Here is a 19,845-nt window from a genome sequence, read left to right as displayed (position 1 = left end):
GCCTCAGCCCGCCGGGCCCTTGACGGCCACCGCGCCGTCCACCGACTTGACGCCGTACTGGTCGAACAGCTTCTGGAAGCTGCCGTCGGCCTTCATGTCGTTCATGGCCTTCGCCATGGCGGCGGCGAGGTCCTTGTTGCGCGTGGCCAGCGCCACGGGCGTGGGGAACAGGCCGTGCAGCACGCGATCGAAATCGCCGCGCTTCTGGTATTCGGCGCCGGTCGAGTCGATCGACAGCGCCACCTCGACCTGGCCCGCGCGCAGCGCCTGGAACGCCATCGCGAAGTTCTCGAAGGTGCGGATGTTCATGCCCTTGAGCCCCTTGTCGGTGAGCTGCTTGTCGAGCTCGCGCGCCTTGCGCTCCTCGAAGCCGCCGAGCTCCACGCCGATGCTCTTGCCCGAGAGGTCGTCCACCTTGGCGATCTTCAGCGGGTTGGACCTGGCCGTGCTGATGCTGATCGCCTGGTCTTCGTAGACCAGCATCTGCATCAGCTTCGCGCGCTCGTCGGTGTAGAAGATGCCCGTGTTGATCACGTCCCAGCGCCCGGCCTGCAGGCCCGGGATCATGGCCGAGAACTCGATGCGCACGTACTCGGGCGTGAGGCACAGGCGCTTGGCGATCTGCTCGCCGAGCTCCACGCGCATGCCCTTGAGCGCGCCCGTCTGGTCGACGAACTGCATCGGCGGCAGCGTCGGGTTGACCGACATGACGAGCGTGCCCTTCTTGACCAGCGCGGAGTCCGGCACCGGCGACTTGCAGGCCTGGGCCTGCGCGGTGCCTGCGGCAAGCAGGGCCAGAAGCGACGCGGACACGAGTGTGGGAAGCAGTTTCATGGTGGATTCCTCCTGGAAGTAGACGGGTCGGCGAAAAGGTGTCTGGAGCCGGCGCTCAGGCCCGGATCGAATCGATCAGCGCCAGCCGCTCGAGCTCGCGGCGCAGGTCGGCCGCATCGGCGTCGGGCAGCGGCAGCCGCGGCGCGCGGGGCTTGCCCACGGGCAGTCCCATCATCGCCAGGCCCTCCTTGGAGGCCGCGACGTAGCGGTGGCCGCCGACCCAGCGCACGATCGGCAGCATCTCCTTGTAGAGCGCGAGCGCCGCGGGCATGTCGCGCTCGTCGGCCACCAGTTCGAACAGGCGCGCCGACATCTTCGGGATCAGGTTCGAGCACACGGCCACCCAGCCCTGCGCGCCGAGCCAGAACGACTCGTAGCCCAGGATGCCGGCGAACACCGTCATGCGGTCGCCGCAGAGCTCGATGATGTCGCGCACGCGGGTGACCTCCAGCGTCGACTCCTTGATGTAGCGGCAGTTGTCGATGCGCGAAAGCCGCGCCACCAGTTCGGGCCGGAGGTCGACGTTGGCGGTGGCCGGGTTGTTGTAGACCATGATCGGAATGCCGATCGACTCGCCCACCTTGCGGTAGTGCGCGAACAGCTCGTCATCGGTGGGCGTGCTGTAGAAGGGCGGAATGATCATCACGCCGTCGGCGCCCATGCTCTCGGCCTCGCGGCTCAGCCGCACGCACTCGTCCGTCCACTCGGCCCCGGTGCCGATCAGCACCGGCACGCGTTTTGCTGCGGTGCTCACACAGGTTTCGATCACCAATTGCCGCTCCTCGGGCGTGAGCGACAGAAATTCCCCGGTGCTTCCCAGAGGGATCAGCCCGTGGATGCCCTCCTCGATCTGCCAGTCGACCAGCCTGCGAAGCGCCGGCACGTCGACGTGCTTGCCGTCTGCGGTCATGGGGGTGATGAGCACTGTGTAGGTGCCGCGAAACGCTGTCATTGGTGCGGGTCCTGGCTGAAAAAATGGGATAGCGGGCGATTCGGTATACGTGTAGTATACGTATACATCCGATGTCGTCAACGAACTTTTCGCCATTTCGCCCGCCCATGAGCGCCTCCAGACTCACCCATCACTCGATCGCCGTCGCCGGGCGCCCCGTGCGCTTCTGGTACGACGGCCAACCGGTGGACGGCCTGGACGGCGAAACCATCGCCGCTTCGCTGGCCGCGGCGGGCATCAACAAGATGCGGCACACGCGCGGCGGCGGGCGCCGCGGGCTGTATTGCGGAATGGGCGCCTGCTTCGACTGCCTGGTCACGGTGGATGGCAGGGCCAGCCAGCGCGCCTGCCTGACCAAGGTGGCCGAGGGGCAGCAGGTGCGCTCGGCAATGCCAGCAGGCACCCCGGCCGATCCTCTTCAGCCGCTGACCCGCGAACCGGAGCAGGCGCCCGCGCGCCGCGAGGTGGATGTCCTGGTGGTTGGCGCAGGCCCGGCCGGCCTGTCGGCGGCACTGGCCGCGCAACGTGCCGGCGCGCAGGTATTGGTGCTGGACGAGCGGCTCCAGGCCGGCGGCCAGTTCTACAAGCCCCTGGCACCTTCGCACCAGACGCCGGGCGCGGCCGACCGCCAGTTCGCCGACGGGCTGGCGTTGGAGCGCGAGGTGCGACAGGCCGGCGTGGCCATCGAGCAAGGCGCGCAGGTCTGGTCGGCGTTCTCGCCGCGCGAGATCGGCGCGCTCATCGATGGCCAGGCCCACGTGATCACCTGCCGCCAGCTGGTCATTGCGCCGGGCGCCTACGAACGCCCCGTGCCCTTCCCAGGCTGGACCCTGCCCGGCGTGATGACCACCGGCGCGGGCCAGACATTGGCGCGCGCCTACCGCGTATCGCCCGGCCGGCGCGTGCTGGTGGCCGGCAACGGTCCGCTCAACCTGCAGCTCGCCGCCGAACTGCTGGCCGGGGGCGCCCATGTCGCCGCCGTTCTGGAATCCGCGCCGCGCCCTTCGCCCACGCAGTGGCGCCCGGTGTTGACGGCGGCCCGCACGGCGCCCGGCCTGCTGCGCGACGGCTGGCGCTACCTGCGTCGCCTGCGTGCCCACAAGGTGCCGGTGCTCTGGGGCTGGACGGTGGCCGCTGCCGAAGGCCAAGGCTCGCTCGAACAGGTCCAGGCCTGCGAGCTTGCGCATCCAGGCAACACGCGCGCATTCGATGTCGACACCCTGTGCCTCGGCTACGGCTTCATCCCCTCCACCGAATTGGCACGCATGCTCGGCTGCGAGCACCGGTTGACGCCGCGCCATCTTGGCTACCTGGCCACCGTGACCGCCGAAGACGGCGCCACCAGCCTGCCGGGCGTCTATGTCGTGGGCGACGGCGCCGACATGGGCGGATCGCGCGTGGCCCTGGCCCGCGGCACGCTCGCCGGCACGGCGGCGGCACGCAACCTGGGCCGAGCGCCGCTGGAGCCGACCGAAGCAATCGCCCGGTTGCGCAAGGCCATGCGGTTCCAGCAGGCGCTGTGGACGATCTACCAGGCGCCGCCCGTCTCGCTCGCCGCGGTGCCCGACGACACGCTGCTGTGCCGCTGCGAGGAGATCAGCTTCGGCACGGTTCGCGAGCAGATCCGCGCCGGCCGCGACACGCTCGCCGCGCTCAAGCGCAACACCCGCCTGGGCATGGGCCGCTGCCAGGGCCGCTACTGCGCGGTGACCGCTGCACGGCTGGTCACCGAAATGACGGGGCAGGCGCCCGGCGTCGAGCAGTACCTCGCGCCGCGTCCGCCGGCCAAGCCGGTTCCCGCCGGCGCCTTGGGCTTCGAGAAACCCGAATGGGGCGGCCACAAGCCGGCCATCACGCCCAATCTCGCGCGGCCCGTTGCGGTCGGCCCCCTGCAGCCGCAGCCCCTTCAGACCGATGTGCTGGTGATCGGCGCGGGCGTGCTGGGCTCGTGCCTCGGCTACTACCTGGCGCAGGAAGGCGTGGACGTGACGGTGGTCGACCGCGACGACCTCAACCTCCAGGCTTCGGGTGCCAATGCCGGCAGCCTGCACGTACAGTTGCTCTCCTTCGACTTCGGCGACCGCGCGCAGGCCGGCGGCGGCCCGGCCGCGGCCACGTTGCCGTTGGGGCCGATGTCGGTGCGCCTGTGGCAGCAGATCGAGGCCGACTGCGGGGAGGACCTGGAAATCAAGATCACCGGCGGCCTGATGGTGGCCGACAGCGAAGCCGGGCTGCGCTTCCTCGAAGCCAAGGCGGCGCTCGAGCGCAGCCATGGCATCGACGCGCAGCTGATCGACGGCACCGAGCTGCGGCGCCTCTCCCCCGCCCTGTCCGGCACGCTGCTGGGCGCCGAGCTGTGCCCGATGGAAGGCAAGATCAATCCACTGCGCGCCACCTACGCGGTCGCCCGGCGCGCGCAGCAGCATGGCGCACGCTTCCTGCGCGGCTGCGACGTGCAGCACGTGGAACGGCTGCCCGGCGACGGCGCCGGCTTCGAGGTCCGCACCTCGCGCGGGAGCATCCGCGCCGGCCGCGTGGTGAACGCAAGCGGTGCCTGGTCCAGTGCCATCGGCAACATGCTGGGCGTGCGCATTCCGGTGAAGGGCGCGCCGCTGCAGATGATCGTGACCGAGCCCGCCCCGCCGCTGGTCGACCACCTCATCGCGCATGCCAACCGGCACCTCAGCCTGAAGCAGGCGGCCAGCGGCGCGCTGCTGGTCGGCGGCGGCTGGACCGCGGCCTTCGACGAAGACATGCGCCTGAACCGCGCCGAGCGCACCAGCATCGAGGGCAACCTCTGGGTGGCCCGGCATGTGCTGCCGGCCATCGCGGGACTGCATGTGCTGCGCTGCTGGGCCGGCATGAACGTGAACATCGACGGTGCGCCGATCATGGGCGAAGTGCCTGGCGTGCCAGGCTTCTTCAACGCCGTCACCTCCAACGGCTACACGCTCGCGCCGGTCACCGCGCGGGTGGTGGCCGATCTCATCACGCGCGCCCGCGCAGACATCGACATCACTCCCTTCCGCATTGAACGATTCCTCTGAGCTCCATGAACGACCACGCCGACACCCGGGCGCTGCTGCGCCAATTCATCGACACGCACTTCGACGAGCAGGTGCAGATGCTGGCCCGCCTCGTGCAGTGCCCCTCGGACAACCCGCCGGGCGACTGCGCGCCGCATGCCGAACTCACCGCCACCCTGCTCGAGGCAATTGACTTCGAGGTCGAGCGCCATCCGGTGCCCGCCGAGTTCGCCGCCGCCCATGGCATGCAGAGCGTGGTCAACCTCATCGTGCGCGAACGCTTCGGCGAGGGCGGGCCGGTGATCGCGCTCAACGCCCATGGCGACGTGGTGCCCCCCGGCGAAGGCTGGAGCAGCGACCCCTACGGCGGCGAGGTGCGCGACGGCTGGATGTACGGCCGCGGCGCGGCCGTCTCCAAATCGGACTTCACCACCTATGCCTTTGCCATGCGCGCGCTCAAGCAGGCCGCAGCATCGGGCGCGCCGCTGAACGGCAGCATCGAACTGCACCTGACCTACGACGAGGAAACCGGCGGCATGGCCGGACCGGGCTGGATCCTCTCGCAGGGGCTCAGCCGTCCGGACTACGTGCTGTCCGCCGCCTTCTCGCACCACGTGGTGGTGGCCCACAACGGCTGCCTCCACCTGGAGGTGACGCTGCGCGGCAAGTCCGCGCACGCCGCGCGGCCCGACACCGGCCACGATGCCATCGAGGCCGCGGCCACGCTGCTGCCCGCCCTCTACCGCTACCGCGACGGACTCGCAGACCGTCCCTCGCAGACGCCCGGCATCAGCCATCCCACGCTGGTGGTGGGCCTGATCGAAGGCGGCATCAACACCAATGTGGTGGCCGACCGGCTCAGCCTGCGCATCGACCGCCGCATCGTGCCCGAGGAATCGCCCGAGGCGGTCGAGGCCGAGCTGCACAGCGTGATCGAGGGCGCCTGCCGCGCGCTGCCTGGCATCACGGTGGAGATCCGTCGCATCCTCCTCGCGCGGCCGTTCGTGCCGGCACCGGGCGCGAAGGCGCTGTCCGAGCTGCTGTGCTGCGAGGCCGGCGAGGTGATGGGCAAGCCGGTCACGCCGATCGGCGTGCCGCTCTACACCGATGCGCGCCTGTACAGCGAGGCCGGCATTGCCACCGTGATGTACGGGGCCGGCCCCGAGTCCCTGCTCGAAGCCAACGGCCACCGTGCCGACGAGCGCGTGCCGCTCGCCGAGCTGCGCCAGGCGACCCAGGTCATCGCGAACACCCTCCTCCAACTCCTGCAACGCTGAAGGCGGAAAGCAAATGATCGAGATCCAGCAAGTCAGCAAGTGGTATGGCGCGTTCCAGGTGCTCACTGACTGCAGCACGAACGTGCGCAAGGGCGAGGTCGTGGTCGTCTGCGGGCCCTCGGGCTCGGGCAAGTCCACGCTCATCAAGTGCGTCAACGCGCTGGAACCCTTTCAGCAGGGTCGCATCCTGGTCGACGGCGTGTCGGTGGGCGATCCGAAGATCAACATCAACCAGCTGCGCGCACGGGTGGGCATGGTGTTCCAGCATTTCGACCTGTTCCCGCACCTGTCGATCGAGGAGAACCTCGCGATCGCGCAGCGCAAGGTGCTCAAGCGCTCCGCCGACGAGGCACACGACACCGCCATGCGCCTGCTGCAGCGCGTGGGAATGCGCACCCATGCGCACAAGTTTCCCAGTCAGCTGTCGGGCGGTCAGCAGCAGCGCGTGGCCATCGCGATGCTGTTCGACGAGCCCACTTCGGCGCTCGACCCGGAGATGGTCAACGAGGTGCTGGACGTGATGGTGGAACTGGCCCGCGAAGGCATGACGATGATGTGCGTCACGCACGAGATGGGCTTCGCGCGCAAGGTCGCCCATCGCGTCCTCTTCATGGACCAGGGCCGCATCGTGGAGGACTGCAGCAAGGACGAGTTCTTCGGCAACCCGTCCGCACGCTCCGACCGGGCCCGGCAGTTTCTTTCCAAGATTCTTCAGCACTGACGGCCGGCCGCGGCCAACTGGGTCATGCTTGTGTCGGCAGCGTCCTTGAACAACCCCGCGATCTCGCGTTCGCCGGTGGAAGCGCAACTTGCGCTCGAGGCCGTCTGCGCGGACACGGAAGTCGACACGCACAGCGCCAGCAGCCTGGCAACACACCAGCGCCACAAGCACCGCAAAGGCAAACGACAACCGTAGACGAAACATTGCGGCGAAGTCCACAGACCTCGACCTGCCCTCCATATTCTTCGATTTCGGCAATGCGGGACCGGGAAAGTCTCAGCTGTTGATCGTGACCCCCGTCTCTTTCACGACCGATTTCCAGCGCGCGATTTCTTCATTCAGGTAGTTGGAAAACGCCTGCGGCCCGCGCGGCATGGGATCCACGAAAGAGCCTTCCAGCCTGGCCTTGACATCGGGCAGGTCCAGCACCTTGTTGATGGCTGCGTTCAGCTGCTGCAGCAGATCTGCGGGCATCCTGGCAGGCGCCATCACGCCATACCAGGCGCTTCCGACCATGCCCGGGACGCTTTCGGAGAAGGTCTGCACGTCCGGCAACTTCGGATGCCGCGTCGCGCTGGCGATGGCAAGGACCTTGAGCCGCTTCGCTTCGATGTGCGGCATGCAGGCCGGCACGGAATTGATCACCATGGCCACCTGTCCGCCCACCGCATCGGTCAAGGCGGCGCTGCCGCCCTTGTAGGGTACGTGCACCAGCTCCATGCCCGTCTTGCGCTTGAGCGTCTCGTACAGCAGGTGCGGAACGGACCCCTGCCCCGGGGTTCCTACGCCGTATTCGCGTACTCGGGCACGCGGCAGCGCCAGCAGTTCTCGCAGGGAGTTGGCCGGAAGGGACGGATGCGCCACCAGCAGCTGCGGCGAAGAGCCCACGAGCGTGAGTGGCGAGAAGTCCCGGATCGGATCAAAAGGCATCTTGGGCTGCACTGCGGCATTGGTGGCGTGTGCGGCGTCCGCAAGGAACAACGTGTAGCCGTCCGCGGCGCTCTTGGCCGCGGCATCGGTGCCGATCAGCCCCGAGGCCCCGGCCTTGTTGTCCACGACGACGTTCCACCCCGCCGTTTCGGTCAGCTTCTGGGCAATCAGGCGCGCGACAAAATCGGAACCGCCTCCGGGCCCGTACGGCACGATCAGGCGAATGGGACGGCTGGGAAAACTGCCGGCGAATGCGCGGCCGCTCCCCAGGCCGGCGGCCATCAGGAAGGCAGAGGCGACGAAATCCCGGCGGCAGATGGAAGGCATGGTCAAGGCTCCTGGTAGGTACTCGATGGGTCCGAAGGGAGGCGCGTTCCTGCGAGAACGCGTTCAAGCAGGCAGCGATTGCGCGACACGCCGGAACCCGGCGGCGGCGGCATCCACGCAGGCCGCGCCGATGTGGCGGTGCGTCACGAGCCGGATCCTGCGCGGACCCCACGGGCGAACCAGGACACCGCATTCCTTGAGTGCCTCCGCCCAGGCGAGGCTGTCGGGTGCGGCCTCGGGCAGGTCGACGAAGACGATGTTGGTGGGCGGCGTGCTGATGCCGACGGCGCCAGGCAGCACAGCCCGCAATGCCTCGCTCAGGCGCGACGCCGAAGCATGGTCCTGGGCGAGCCGTCCGGGCATGGTTTCCAGGGCGTCCAGTCCCGCTGCGGCAACCACGCCGATCTGGCGCTGCGTGCCCCCGAGCATCTTGCGCAACCGTCTGGCGCTGGCCATGGTGGCGGACGGTCCGGCGAGCACCGCGCCTGCAGGCGCGCTCAGGCCCTTCGAAAGGCAGAGGGTCACCGTGTCGGCGTAGCACGCGATCGCGGCCGGATCGGCGTTCAGCGCCACGGCGGCGTTGAAGAGCCGGGCGCCATCGAGGTGGACGCGCACGCCGGCGCCACTGGATGCCTTCCAGACCGCCCGCATGTGGTCCAGCGGCAGCACCGCTCCTCCCGCGTTGCCGTGCGTGGTTTCCATGCAGACCAGATCCGTGCGCAATTCGCGGGACGGCTTCAGCGCCAGCGCCAGGCTCTCGAGGTCCATCGCGCCAGCCACGCCCGGAATGCCGGTGTAGGTCACGCCGCTGAACACGGCGCCGCCGCGCTCGGAGACGAACATGTGTGCGGACTCCTCGAGCACGACCTGCGACCGGCGTTCCGCCTGCGACAGCACGGCCAGGAGGTTGCCCATCGTGGCGGTCGGCACGTACAGGCCGGACTCCTTGCCCAGTGTTCGGGCCGCCAGCGCCTCGAGCGCGCGCACGGTCGGATCGCCGTCCAGGCCGTCGTCCCCCAGTGCGGCGGTTTGCATGCGGTCGTACATCGACGGGGTCGGCAGCGTCACGGTGTCGCTGCGCAGGTCCACCACGCGGGCCACCGCGCATGGACTGCGCGGTGGCCCGGCGTCGGCAACGTGCAGGATCTTGTCGGGCATGGACGCAAGTATTCTTCCGGGCATTCGATACTGCAAATGCGTACTCAACAGTGAGCCATACAATATTGATATGAGCAGCCGACGCATGACCTTGAAGCACATCGAGGCCTTCCGGGTGGTCGTGCAGACGGGGTCGATGACCGAAGCCTCGCGGCGGCTTCACACCTCGCAGCCCCAGGTGAGCCGCCTCGTTTCGCAGTTGGAGGCGATCATCGGATTTGCGCTTTTCGAACGCAGCGGCACGCGTCTGGCGCCTTCACTCGAAGGAAAACGCTTCTTCCAGGAAGTCGAGAAGGCATTCGCCGGGCTGCAGGGCCTGGAGTCCGCGGCATCCAACATCCGGACTTTCGGCGGCGACCGCCTGGCGGTGGCCGCCATGGCGCGAATTGCCGGAGGCGTCCTCAGCCAGGCGGTCGTCCGGTTCAAGCGCGACCACCCCGAGACGCTCGTCACGATTCACTCCGGTGCGGCCACGACCGTCGACACATGGGTGAGCTCGGGCTTGTGCGACCTGGGCCTCGCCATCCTCTATGGCGATGATCCGCCCGGCATCCGTGTCGAAACGCTGCTGGGCATGGATTGCGTTGCCCTGCTTCCCAGGGAACATCATCTGGCGCGGGCCAGGCAGGTTCGTGCAACGGACCTGGACGGCGAGGCGTTCATCTCGTTCCCGTTGGGCAGCGGCCCGAGAGCACGCATCGACCAGGTATTGGCCGCCGCAGGCGTCAAGACCCGAACGGTGCTGGAGTCCGACCTGGGCGCCTCCGTCTGCTCGCTGGTCGCTGCAGGCCTGGGCGTGAGCGTGATCAATCCGCTGGCAGCGCTCGATGAGCAGCGCAATCTCGATTTCGAGGTGCGGGCCTTCAAGCCTGCCATCAGGGTGCGCCTTGCGCTCCTGCTCGCGCCCGATGCGCCTCATTCCCGGCTCGTGTCAGCCTTCAAGGACGTCGTGCGCGGCGTCATCGAATCCGAACTGGATCACATTCGCCCGTACTGCCACTGAGGGTGGCGCCCGTACGCGGCCGCGCCGCAGGCGCCGGGTCAAGCAAACACGGGCCCGCTAGCGGGACGCATCGACCAGGTACGGCGCAAGTTTCGCCCAGTCAAAGCTCACGCCGATTCCCGGCTCGTCCGGTGCAACTGCGCGACGGTTTTCGAGAACCAGCGGGCGCATCGTGTACTCGTCGATCGGGAAGCTGTGAATCTCCAGCCAGCCCGCGTTCGGCTGCGCCGCCAGCAAGCTCACATGCAGCTCCTGCATGCCATGCGAGCACACCGGGATCCCGTATCGGCGGGAGCGCTCGGCCACCTTCAGCCAGCCCGTGATGCCGCCGCAGTTGGAGGCGTCCGGCTGGATGAAGGACAGTCGCGCCTGCTCGAACGCATGCTCGAATTCATGGATCGTGTGCAGGTTCTCACCCATTGCCAATGGCACGCCGGTGGCGGCGGCGATGCGCGCATAGCCCTGGTAGTCGTCCGGAATGGTCGGCTCCTCGAACCACAGGACATTGAAGGGCTTGAAGCGCTTGGCCGCAGCGATGGCCTGATCCACGCTCATCGCGTAGTTGGCGTCCACCATCAAGGCCATGCCGTCACCGATCAGCTGCCGCACCGCCCGGATGCGCTCGATGTCTTCCTCGAGATCCTGGCGGCCGATCTTGATCTTGACGCCGCCCGCACCCTTGGCGAGATAGCCACGCACGTTGTCCAGCAGCTTCGCGAGCGGGAACGCCAGGTCGATGCCACCGCAGTAGGCATCGCAGGTGTTCGCAGCGCCGCCCGCCAGCTGCCAGAGCGGCTGGCCTGCCGCCTTGCCGCGGATGTCCCAGAGCGCGATGTCGATCGCGGAGATCGCAAACGACGCGATGCCGCCGCGGCCGACATAGTGCACATGCCATTCGCTGAAATCGTGGACGCCCTCGACATCCGCCGCATCCATGCCGATCATCGCAGGCGCCAGGTCATGGTCGATCATGGCCTTGATCGCATGCCCTCCCTTGCCACCGGTGTAGGTGTAGCCCGTGCCCCGGCTGCCATCCGAAAGCACCACGGTCGCGGTCACCAATTCGAAATGGGTGTGTGCGCCGTGCTTGGCGTCCGTCAGGACTTCAGTCAGGGGAACCTTGAAGAGCTGGCTCGTGATTTTCGCGATGGAACGCATGGACCTTTCCTTGAAGCTGCCGCTCGAGACCGCGAAGCGATGGTAGCGCCGGACAAGTGCTTACCCCGCACCGTGTTGTCGAGTGCTCGAGCCGCGCAGGTTCCTCGCGCTGCGCCCTATCCCAGCGCGTCGTTCACCTGCTCGCGGAACTCCGTCAGGCTGACCGCCGTGCCGAGCTCCCGCGGCAGCGCGTCACGTATCGAGAACACGCCAAGGATCTTCGCGCCCGACGTCAACGGCAGGTGGCGGAAGCCGCGTTCGAGCATCAGCACCACGGCGTCGGACACCGGCGTTTCGGGCGGCACGCAGATCGGGTTGGGCGTCATGACCTCGCGCACCGCCGTGCGGTCGGGATCGAGCCCTCGGGCCAGCACGCGGGTCATCAGGTCGCGCTCGGTCAGGATGCCCAGCAGCATGTCGGGCAGTTCCATGACGAGCACGCTGCCGCAGTTGGCGCGCGTCATCGCGCATGCGGCGTCGCGCGCACTGGCCTGCGGACCCAGGCTGATCACGTGCTTGCGCGAGATGGATTGGAAAACGGTGCGCTCGGCCATGGTGCGCCCTCCGGAAAGGAACGTAATGGTGCCGCCGGACGCCGCTCAGCGCAAGGAGGCGTTGAGCCGCGCGAGCGCCTCGGCGCCGGGGCACAGTTCGGCCGGGCCCAGCGCGTTGAGCGGCCGGTCGCTGGTGTTGAGCGCGGTGTGAAGGTCGCTGGCCAGCGGATCGACGTAGAGCAGGCCGGTCACCACCTCGCCCCTCTCCTGGTGCCGCTGCATGTAGGCCATGGCGGCATAACGGTCTCCGGGGTTGTAGTCGGGATGCAGGCTGCGCAGGCGCAGCAGCGTGCCGTCGTGCTGGCGCACGTCCACCACTTCGCCCGGCCCCATGTCGACAGTGATCTCTTCCCGCCCGCTGATGAAGTCGATGCGGCTCACCGCCTCGTTGTGCTCGCGCACGTAGTCGTAGCTCTTGGTGCTGCCCGGGTGGTTGTTGAAGGCGACGCAGGGACTGATCACGTCGATGAAGGCGGCGCCGCCGTGGCTGATCGCTCCCTTGATCAGCGGCACCAGCTGCGCCTTGTTGCCCGAGAAGCCCCGCCCCACGTAGCTGGCGCCCAGCTGCAGCGCCATGGCCACCAGGTCCACCGGGCTGTCGCTGTTGACCAGGCCCTTCTTGCTCTTGGAGCCCTGGTCGGCCGTGGCCGAGAACTGTCCCTTGGTCAGGCCGTAGACGCCGTTGTTCTCCACGATGTAGGCCATGCGCACGCCGCGCCGCATGGCGTGGGCGAACTGGCCCAGGCCGATGGACGCCGAATCGCCGTCGCCCGAAACGCCCAGGTACAGCAGGTCGCGGTTGGCCAGGTTGGCGCCGGTCAGCACGCTGGGCATGCGGCCATGCACCGTGTTGAAGCCGTGCGACGCGCCCAGGAAGTAGTCCGGCGTCTTGGAGCTGCAGCCGATGCCCGAGAGCTTGGCCACGCGGTGCGGCTCGATGTCCAGCTCCCAGCAGGCCTCGATGATGGCGGCGGAGATCGAGTCGTGGCCGCAGCCGGCGCACAGCGTGGAGATCTTGCCCTCGTAGTCGCGCCGCGTATAGCCGACCTTGTTGGTGGCCAGCGTCGGATGGTGCAGCCGGGGCTTGGCGAGGTAGGTCATGCAGCTTCCTTCGTGCCGGCGGCGCCGGCGGCTTGCGTCTTCCGCACATGCGCGCTGATGGCCTGGACGATGAAGCGCGCCGTGATGGGCGTGCCATCGAAGTGCAGCACCCGCACCAGCCGGGCGGGATCGATGTCCAGCTCGTTGACCAGCAGGCTGCGCATCTGCGCATCGCGGTTCTGCTCGACCACGAACACCTGCCGGTGCTGCGCCAGGAACTGCACCACGCTGTCCGGGAAGGGAAAGGCGCGCAGCCGCAGCGCGTCGAGGTGGATGCCGCGCGCTTCCAGCGCCTGCAGCGCCTCGTGCATCGACGGGCTGGTCGAACCGAAATAGATCACGCCCAGTTCGGTCTTCCCGGCGGCGGGGCGCAGCACGGGCTGCGGCACCAGCGTGGCCGCGGTCGCGAACTTCTTCAGCAGCCGCTCCATGTTGTAGATGTAGTCCGGCCCGCGCTCCGAATACCGGGCATAGGCGTCGCGCGTGGTGCCGCGGGTGAAGTAGCTGCCCTTGGTCGGGTGCGTGCCCGGCAGCGTGCGCCAGGGAATGCCGTCGCCGTCCACGTCCTTGTAGCGGCCGAAGTCGCGGCCGGCCTCGAGCTCCTCGGCGCTCATGACCTTGCCGCGGTCGTAGGCCTTGCTGTCGTCCCAGGTGAAGGGTGCACACAGGCGCTGGTTCATGCCGATGTCCAGGTCCGTCATCAGGAACACCGGCGTCTGCAGCCGGTCGGCCAGGTCCAGCGCCGCCGCCGCATGCTCGAAGCACTCGTGCGGATCCTCGGGAAACAGCAGCACGTGCCTGGTGTCGCCGTGCGAGGCGTAGGCGCAGGCCAGGATGTCGGCCTGCTGCGTGCGCGTCGGCATGCCGGTGGAAGGGCCGCCGCGCTGCACGTCGATGATGGTGACCGGAATCTCGGCGAAGTAGGCCAGGCCGATGAACTCGGCCATCAGCGAGATGCCGGGCCCCGAGGTGGCCGTGAAGGCCCGCGCGCCGTTCCAGCCGGCGCCGACCACCATGCCGATGGAGGCGAGTTCGTCCTCCGCCTGCACGATGGCGAAGCGCTGCTGGCCGGTGGCCGGGTCGACGCGGAACTTGGTGCAGTACTTCTGGAAGGCCTCGGCCACCGAGGACGACGGCGTGATCGGATACCAGGCCGCGACCGTGGCGCCGCCATACACGCAGCCCAGCGCTGCGGCGCTGTTGCCGTCCACGAAGATGCGGTCGCCCACCCGATCGGCGCGGCGCACCTGGAGCCCCAGGGGTTCGCGCAGGTTCTCGCGCGCGAAGTCGCAGCCCAGGTGCAGCGCCTGCACATTGGAGGCCAGGAGTTTTTCCTTGCCCTTGTACTGTTCGCCGAACAGCTTCTCGACCACTTCCGGCTCGATGCCGAGCAGGATCGCCAGGGCGCCCACGTAGACGATGTTCTTGAACAGCTGGCGCTGGCGCGGGTCCTGGTAGACGGCGTTGCAGATCTCGGTCAGCGGCATGCCGATCACGCGGATGTCGCTGCGGAATTTCGACGGCGGCAGCGGCCGCGTGCTGTCGTAGAAGAGATAGCCGCCGGGCTCCAGCTCGGCCAGGTCGGCGTCCCAGGTCTGCGGGTTCATCGCCACCATCATGTCGGTGCCGCCGCGCCGCCCCAGATGGCCCTCTTCGGTCACGCGCACCTCGTACCAGGTCGGCAGGCCCTGGATGTTGCTCGGGAAGATGTTGCGCGGGCTCACCGGCACGCCCATGCGCAGGATGGCCTTGGCGAACAGTTCGTTGGCCGAGGCCGATCCCGAACCGTTGACGTTGGCGAACTTGATGACGAAGTCGTTGACCGCCTCGATGGGGGCGACCCCTGCGCCCGTCGTCCCGTGTGCCTTGCCGCCTTCCGGGGGCGCCATCGCCCCGTCGGGCGGCCGGACGGCGCTCATCGGGCCACCTCCTGCCCCGCCGTCGCCATCTTCAGCAGGAACTTCTGCATGTCCCACGCGCCCGTGGGGCAGCGCTCGGCGCACAGGCCACAGTGCAGGCAGACGTCTTCGTCCTTGACCATCACGCGGCCCGTCTTGAGCCCGCCCGACACGTACAGGTCCTGCGCCAGGTTGAGCGCCGGCGCCTTGAGCCGCTGGCGCAGATCCGCCTCGTCGCCGTCGGTGGTGAAGCTGATGCAGTCCATCGGACAGATGTCCACGCAGGCATCGCATTCGATGCACGCGGATTCGGTGAACACCGTCTGCACGTCGCAGTTCAGGCAGCGCTCGGCCTCCTTGAAGGCGGTGGCGGCGTCGAAGCCCAGCTCCACCTCCACCCGGATGCTGGCCAGCGCCGCCTCGGCCTTGGCCCACGGCACCTTGTAGCGCAGGTCGTTGGAGGTGTCGTTGTCGTAGCTCCACTCGTGGATGCCCATCTTCTGCGAGATCAGATTGGTCATCGGCGCCGGGCGCACGTACACCGGCTCGGCGCGCAGCAACTTGTCGATCGACACCGCCGCCTCATGGCCGTGGGCCACGGCCGTGATGATGTTCTTCGGGCCGAAGGCCGCATCGCCGCCGAAGAACACATGGGGCACCGTCGACTGGAAGGTGTTCTTGTCGAGCGCGGGCAGGCCCGAGCTGTCGAAGGCGATGCCGCAATCGCGCTCGATCCACGGGAAGGCGTTCTCCTGGCCCACCGCCACCAGCACCTCGTCGCATTCGAACCAGGCATCGGGCTCGCCGGTGGGCACCAGCTTTCGGCGGCCCTGCGCGTCGTACTCGGCGCGGACCCGCTCGAAGGTCATGCCCTGCAGCCGGCCCTCGTCGTGCACGAAGGCCTTGGGCACGTGGAAGTCGATGATCGGAATGCCTTCGTGCTGCGCGTCTTCCTTCTCCCAGGGCGAGGCCTTCATCTCGTCGAAGCCGCTGCGCACGATCACCTTCACGTCGCTGCCGCCCAGGCGCCGGGCCGAGCGGCAGCAGTCCATGGCCGTGTTGCCGCCGCCCAGCACGATCACGCGCCGGCCGATGCGGCTCACATGCCCGAAGGACACGGAATTGAGCCAGTCGATGCCGATGTGGATGCCGGCCGCCGCTTCCCGGCGCCCGGGAATGTCCAGGTCGCGCCCGCGCGGCGCGCCGCAGCCGACGAAGATCGCGTCCCACTCCTCGGCCATCAGCGCCTTCATCGATCCGATGCGCTCGCCGCCGCGGAACTCGACGCCCAGGTCCAGGATGTAGCCGGTCTCCTCGTCGATCACCGACTCGGGCAGCCGAAAACGCGGGATCTGCGTGCGGATGAAGCCGCCGGCCTTGGCGTCCTCGTCGAACACCGTCACCTCGTAGCCCAGCGGCGCGAGGTCGCGCGCGACGGTGAGCGAGGCCGGCCCTGCGCCTATACAGGCGACACGCTTGCCGTTCTTCGGCGCCGGCTTGGGCATGCGCGCACGCACGTCCTCCTTCATGTCGGCCGCCACGCGCTTGAGCCGGCAGATCGCCACCGGCTCGGGATCCTTCGCATTGCTTTCTTCCACCCGCCCGCGACGGCAGGCCGGCTCGCAGGGCCGGTCGCAGGTGCGCCCCAGGATGCCGGGAAACACGTTGGAGACCCAGTTGACCATGTAGGCGTCGCTGTAGCGGCGCTGCGCGATCATGCGGATGTATTCGGGGACGGGGGTGTGCGCCGGGCAGGCGTACTGGCAATCGACGACCTTGTGGAAATAGGCCGGGTTGGCAATGTCGGTTCGCTGCAAGGCGTGCCTCCTGACAGTCGCCCGGAACCCCGGAGGGGCCGGCGAGCGGCGCTGCGGCAAGTATGCGCCGCGCCGGCCGCCGCCGGGCCTTGGTGGAATCCCGCAGGTGCCCCGCTACCGGCGATACATGTAGACCTGCCCCTCGACCCCGTGTCCGAGGTGCGTCGCACCGGACGAGACCGGGTCGAGCCTGCAGCACGCCTCGACCGAATCGGCGTGCGATTGCGGCACGACGATCATGACTTCGCGCAGGCCCGAATCGAAGGCGTAGTCGACCAGGACATCGGCGACCTGCGTCAGCAGTTCCACGGAGGCATGCGCCTCGCTCAGCGTCACGCAGACATGCCCGATGCCCGCCACGGCATCGGAACGCGGTTCGAGGATCGCATTGGCAATGCCGATGCGCTCGCCGTCTTCGGACAGGACGTCGAAGAAGACCACGGGCGCGCCGGTAGCCACGTAGGTCTTCTGCGAGCGGGCGGCAATCTGGAACCCCTCGCCCACCATCCTGGCCGGAAGAACGATCTCTTCCCCCGGCGCCGGAGCACGAAGCAACGAACGGGCTGGACTGGTCATGACGGGACCTCCATCGGCGAGCCATTTCCTGCGCGGGGCAAAAAGCATAATCCCGCGGGCCGCGCATGTCATCTGGCAAACTGTCACGCGCAAGGCAGACCTGCAACCAAGCCCAACGCACTCGAGAACCATGAAGGCGCAAGAACGGGAAGCGCTGCTCCAGGCACTGAAGACCCGCTTCGAGAAGAACATGCACCGGCACAAGGCCATCGCCTGGGCCGACGTGCGCAGCCGGCTCGAAGCCAGCCCCCGCGCACTGCGCTCGCTGCGCGAAATGGAAGCCACGGGCGGAGAGCCCGACGTCATCGGCCAGGACCCGGCAACCGGCCATTACGTCTTCTGCGACTGCGCCGCGGAGACCCCCATCGGCCGCAGGAGCGTCTGCTACGACCGCGAAGCGCTCGACGCCCGCAAGAAACACAAGCCGCAGGACAGCGCGGTCGAGATGGCCGCCGCCATGGGCATCGACCTGCTGACCGAGGAACAGTATCGGCAACTGCAGGCGCTCGGCGAGTTCGACCTCAAGACCTCGAGCTGGATCGCGACCCCTCCCGACCTCCGGGCGCTCGGCGGCGCCCTCTTCGGCGATCGCCGCTACGGCCGCGTGTTCGTCTATCACAACGGCGCGCAGTCGTACTACGCGGCCAGGGGCTTCCGCGCGGCACTCCGGGCGTGAGCCCGCGCCCTACTTGCAGGCGAAGCTGGCCGCCGACTCCAGATCGCCGCCCACATAGCTCGCCACCTTCGGATACGGGCACAGGGGCCGCGTGCGGGCGGCCGACCAGCCGGCGGGCAGTTCCGTGTTGACCACGTTGGCGCCGGCGCCGCGCGCGGTGGCCACCACGGAATCAGGCGCCTTGCCCTTTTCCACCCAGGCCACCAGCGGCGTCAGCATGTCGAACTGGTCCGTGGCCGGGCCTCGTCCGCAATGGTTCATGCCGGGCACCGGGAAGAAGCGCGCAAAGCCGGAGGCATCGCCGCCATTGGCCGCACGCAGTTCGTCATACCAGCGCGTCGTGTCGTCCGACGAGAACACCGCGTCGCTGGTGCCGTGGTAGACCATGAGCTTGCTGCCGCGGTCGCGCAGCGCCGCGAGGTTGCCCGGGTTCGGCGGCGTCATGAAGGACATGGCCGATTCCGTGTAGAGCGCGGTGGTCGCGAAGATGCCCGGCGCATCGGCGTCCATGCTGAAGCCCAGCGCGAAGTCGATGCCTGAGGGGCGGCTCGTGCCCAGCGGCGGCGAACTGAACACGAACCCGACCGCGGCCGTGTCCAGGTTCTGCGAATTGGAGAACTCCCACTGCCGCCAATCGGCGCCGTTGATGCCCGCGTCGTAGGGAAAGCCGCTGTAGAGCGCGGCGCCCGCGGTGTTGCGCGCGCCGCCGAAGATGTTGTCGAGCACGGTCTTCTGCGCGGCCGTGAGGCAGCTGCCGTCGCGGGCGCCGCTGCAGGTGGGAACGTCGGTGGCCAGCTTGAAGGCGGCCTTGCATGCCTGCACATCCGCGACGATGCCGTCGGTTGCGCCGTCCAGCGCATCGCACTTCGAGCGCACCGCGGCGGCCACCGTGTTCATCTCGGCCTGCGTGAAGGCCGTCTGCAGGTCCGGCTTGCCCGCCGGCGTGTTGGCGGTCGTCACCTGGGCGTACTGCTGCACGCCGTAGAGCTGCGCGACCGCGGCCTTCGGCAGGTTGAAGCCGGGATTGCCCGCCAGGATGCCGTCGTACTCGTTGGCGGAGCGCGCGGCCGCGACCATCGCATGCCGGCCGCCGTTGGAGCAGCCGCCGAAATAGGAGCGGTCGGCCCCGCGGCCATAAGCCTTGGCGATCAGGTTCTTGGCCATCGGCGTGAGTTGCGCGACGGCGTTGTAGCCGTAGTCCAGGCGCGCCTGCGGATCGATGCCGAAGACGGGGTTCTGCGCGCCCGAGTGGCCCGCATCGGAGCTGATCACGGCAAAGCCCATGTGCAGCGCGGTGGTCGTGGGCGCCCCTCCCCCGACCCCGCCCGAGGCCGGGACCACGCTTCCGTCGAGCCCGCCGTTGGCCTGGTAGAAGAAGCGCCCGTTCCAGTCGACCGGCAGGCGCATCTCGAAGCCGATCGCATAGGTGCGGCCGTCGACGCTGCTGGTGCGTTCGTTCATCTTTCCCTGCACCAGGCAGTGCGCGGGCGTGGGCGTGCTCACGCCGGCCACCGTGAGGGTGCCGGCCGCCACGGAAGTGATGCTGGTGTAGGCCGTGCCGTTGAAGGCGGCCTTGCTCGCGAGGTCGGTGCACGACTGCAGCGTGCCGGGTCGTGCCTCCGGCGAAGCCGCGGGCGGCGGCGCAGCGGGCGCAGGCGGCGGTGCCGCCGGTGCGGCCGGAACGATCGGCAGGAATGCAAAGCCGCTCCCGCCGCCGCCTCCACCACAGGCCGCGAGCAAGGCGGCCGCACCCACCGCGGCCCATGCCGGCCGCCGGGACGATGACACGATGTGATCCATGCTGGTCTCCTCGGCCGGCGGCGCTTCGTCGGCCACA

At 68.5% G+C, this 19,845-nt stretch carries 16 protein-coding genes; 5 read left to right on the top strand and 11 right to left on the bottom strand.

The window, feature by feature from the left end; genetic code table 11:
- Positions 1-3: 3 nt before the first annotated feature.
- Both IB278_RS15630 and IB278_RS15625 read right to left on the bottom strand, forming a co-directional pair.
- A complete protein-coding gene (locus IB278_RS15630; protein ID WP_192323979.1) occupies positions 4-834 on the bottom strand; it encodes an ABC transporter substrate-binding protein in 831 nt (276 codons plus the stop codon).
- A gap of 55 nt (positions 835-889) precedes the next feature.
- Positions 890-1,786, bottom strand: coding sequence for a dihydrodipicolinate synthase family protein (locus IB278_RS15625; RefSeq protein WP_192323977.1), 897 nt, complete (start codon positions 1,784-1,786; stop codon positions 890-892).
- 107 nt (positions 1,787-1,893) lie between these two features.
- On the opposite strand from IB278_RS15625, the gene IB278_RS15620 reads away from it, so the two are divergent.
- From IB278_RS15620 to IB278_RS15610, 3 genes are read left to right on the top strand one after another with little or no spacing between them, the layout of a single operon-like run.
- The gene (locus IB278_RS15620; RefSeq protein WP_192323975.1) at positions 1,894-4,833 is read left to right on the top strand and encodes an FAD-dependent oxidoreductase; all 2,940 of its coding nucleotides are present in this window, start codon (positions 1,894-1,896) and stop codon (positions 4,831-4,833) included.
- A 5-nt stretch (positions 4,834-4,838) separates the two neighbouring features.
- Entirely contained in the window at positions 4,839-6,089 is a 1,251-nt protein-coding gene (locus tag IB278_RS15615) for a M20/M25/M40 family metallo-hydrolase (protein ID WP_192323974.1), read from the top strand.
- Between the two features lie 13 nt (positions 6,090-6,102).
- The gene (locus tag IB278_RS15610) at positions 6,103-6,810 is read left to right on the top strand and encodes an amino acid ABC transporter ATP-binding protein (RefSeq protein WP_192323972.1); all 708 of its coding nucleotides are present in this window, start codon (positions 6,103-6,105) and stop codon (positions 6,808-6,810) included.
- A 276-nt stretch (positions 6,811-7,086) separates the two neighbouring features.
- On the opposite strand, the gene IB278_RS15605 is transcribed toward IB278_RS15610, so the two are convergent.
- The gene (locus IB278_RS15605) at positions 7,087-8,022 is read right to left on the bottom strand and encodes a tripartite tricarboxylate transporter substrate binding protein (RefSeq protein WP_225612933.1); all 936 of its coding nucleotides are present in this window, start codon (positions 8,020-8,022) and stop codon (positions 7,087-7,089) included.
- A 108-nt stretch (positions 8,023-8,130) separates the two neighbouring features.
- A complete protein-coding gene (locus IB278_RS15600; protein WP_192323968.1) occupies positions 8,131-9,225 on the bottom strand; it encodes a threonine aldolase family protein in 1,095 nt (364 codons plus the stop codon).
- 85 nt (positions 9,226-9,310) lie between these two features.
- Between IB278_RS15600 and IB278_RS15595 the strand changes: the two genes are divergently transcribed.
- Complete coding sequence (locus IB278_RS15595) at positions 9,311-10,228, top strand: LysR substrate-binding domain-containing protein (protein ID WP_192323966.1); 918 nt, start codon at positions 9,311-9,313, stop codon at positions 10,226-10,228.
- Between the two features lie 57 nt (positions 10,229-10,285).
- On the opposite strand, the gene IB278_RS15590 is transcribed toward IB278_RS15595, so the two are convergent.
- From IB278_RS15590 to IB278_RS15565, 6 genes are all read right to left on the bottom strand, one after another.
- Complete coding sequence (locus tag IB278_RS15590; protein WP_192323964.1) at positions 10,286-11,386, bottom strand: mandelate racemase/muconate lactonizing enzyme family protein; 1,101 nt, start codon at positions 11,384-11,386, stop codon at positions 10,286-10,288.
- 116 nt (positions 11,387-11,502) lie between these two features.
- Positions 11,503-11,940 carry a CBS domain-containing protein gene (locus IB278_RS15585; RefSeq protein ID WP_145744464.1) on the bottom strand — a complete coding sequence of 146 codons (438 nt, stop codon included), beginning with the start codon at positions 11,938-11,940 and terminating at the stop codon, positions 11,503-11,505.
- A 45-nt stretch (positions 11,941-11,985) separates the two neighbouring features.
- Entirely contained in the window at positions 11,986-13,041 is a 1,056-nt protein-coding gene (locus tag IB278_RS15580) for a 2-oxoacid:ferredoxin oxidoreductase subunit beta (RefSeq protein WP_192323962.1), read from the bottom strand.
- Positions 13,038-14,930: a 2-oxoacid:acceptor oxidoreductase subunit alpha gene (locus IB278_RS15575; protein ID WP_192324391.1), complete on the bottom strand. Its 1,893-nt coding sequence runs from the start codon at positions 14,928-14,930 to the stop codon at positions 13,038-13,040. Before IB278_RS15575 ends, IB278_RS15580 begins: the two co-directional genes overlap by 4 nt.
- 26 nt (positions 14,931-14,956) lie before the next feature.
- Positions 14,957-16,756 carry an FAD-dependent oxidoreductase gene (locus tag IB278_RS15570; protein WP_192323960.1) on the bottom strand — a complete coding sequence of 600 codons (1,800 nt, stop codon included), beginning with the start codon at positions 16,754-16,756 and terminating at the stop codon, positions 14,957-14,959.
- Between the two features lie 114 nt (positions 16,757-16,870).
- Positions 16,871-17,332: a hypothetical protein gene (locus tag IB278_RS15565; RefSeq protein ID WP_192323958.1), complete on the bottom strand. Its 462-nt coding sequence runs from the start codon at positions 17,330-17,332 to the stop codon at positions 16,871-16,873.
- A gap of 130 nt (positions 17,333-17,462) precedes the next feature.
- On the opposite strand from IB278_RS15565, the gene IB278_RS15560 reads away from it, so the two are divergent.
- Positions 17,463-18,008 (top strand): DUF4256 domain-containing protein, encoded by a 546-nt coding sequence (locus IB278_RS15560; RefSeq protein ID WP_192323956.1) that lies wholly within the window; start codon positions 17,463-17,465, stop codon positions 18,006-18,008.
- A 9-nt stretch (positions 18,009-18,017) separates the two neighbouring features.
- On the opposite strand, the gene IB278_RS15555 is transcribed toward IB278_RS15560, so the two are convergent.
- Complete coding sequence (locus IB278_RS15555) at positions 18,018-19,808, bottom strand: tannase/feruloyl esterase family alpha/beta hydrolase (RefSeq protein ID WP_192323954.1); 1,791 nt, start codon at positions 19,806-19,808, stop codon at positions 18,018-18,020.
- Between the last annotated feature and the right edge of the window lie 37 nt (positions 19,809-19,845).

Source organism: Variovorax sp. VRV01 (assembly GCF_014852545.1).
GTDB lineage: Bacteria > Pseudomonadota > Gammaproteobacteria > Burkholderiales > Burkholderiaceae_C > Variovorax > Variovorax beijingensis_A.
The sequence above is the reverse complement of the archived record's forward strand: the minus strand, read 5'-3'. Positions and strand labels throughout refer to the sequence as shown.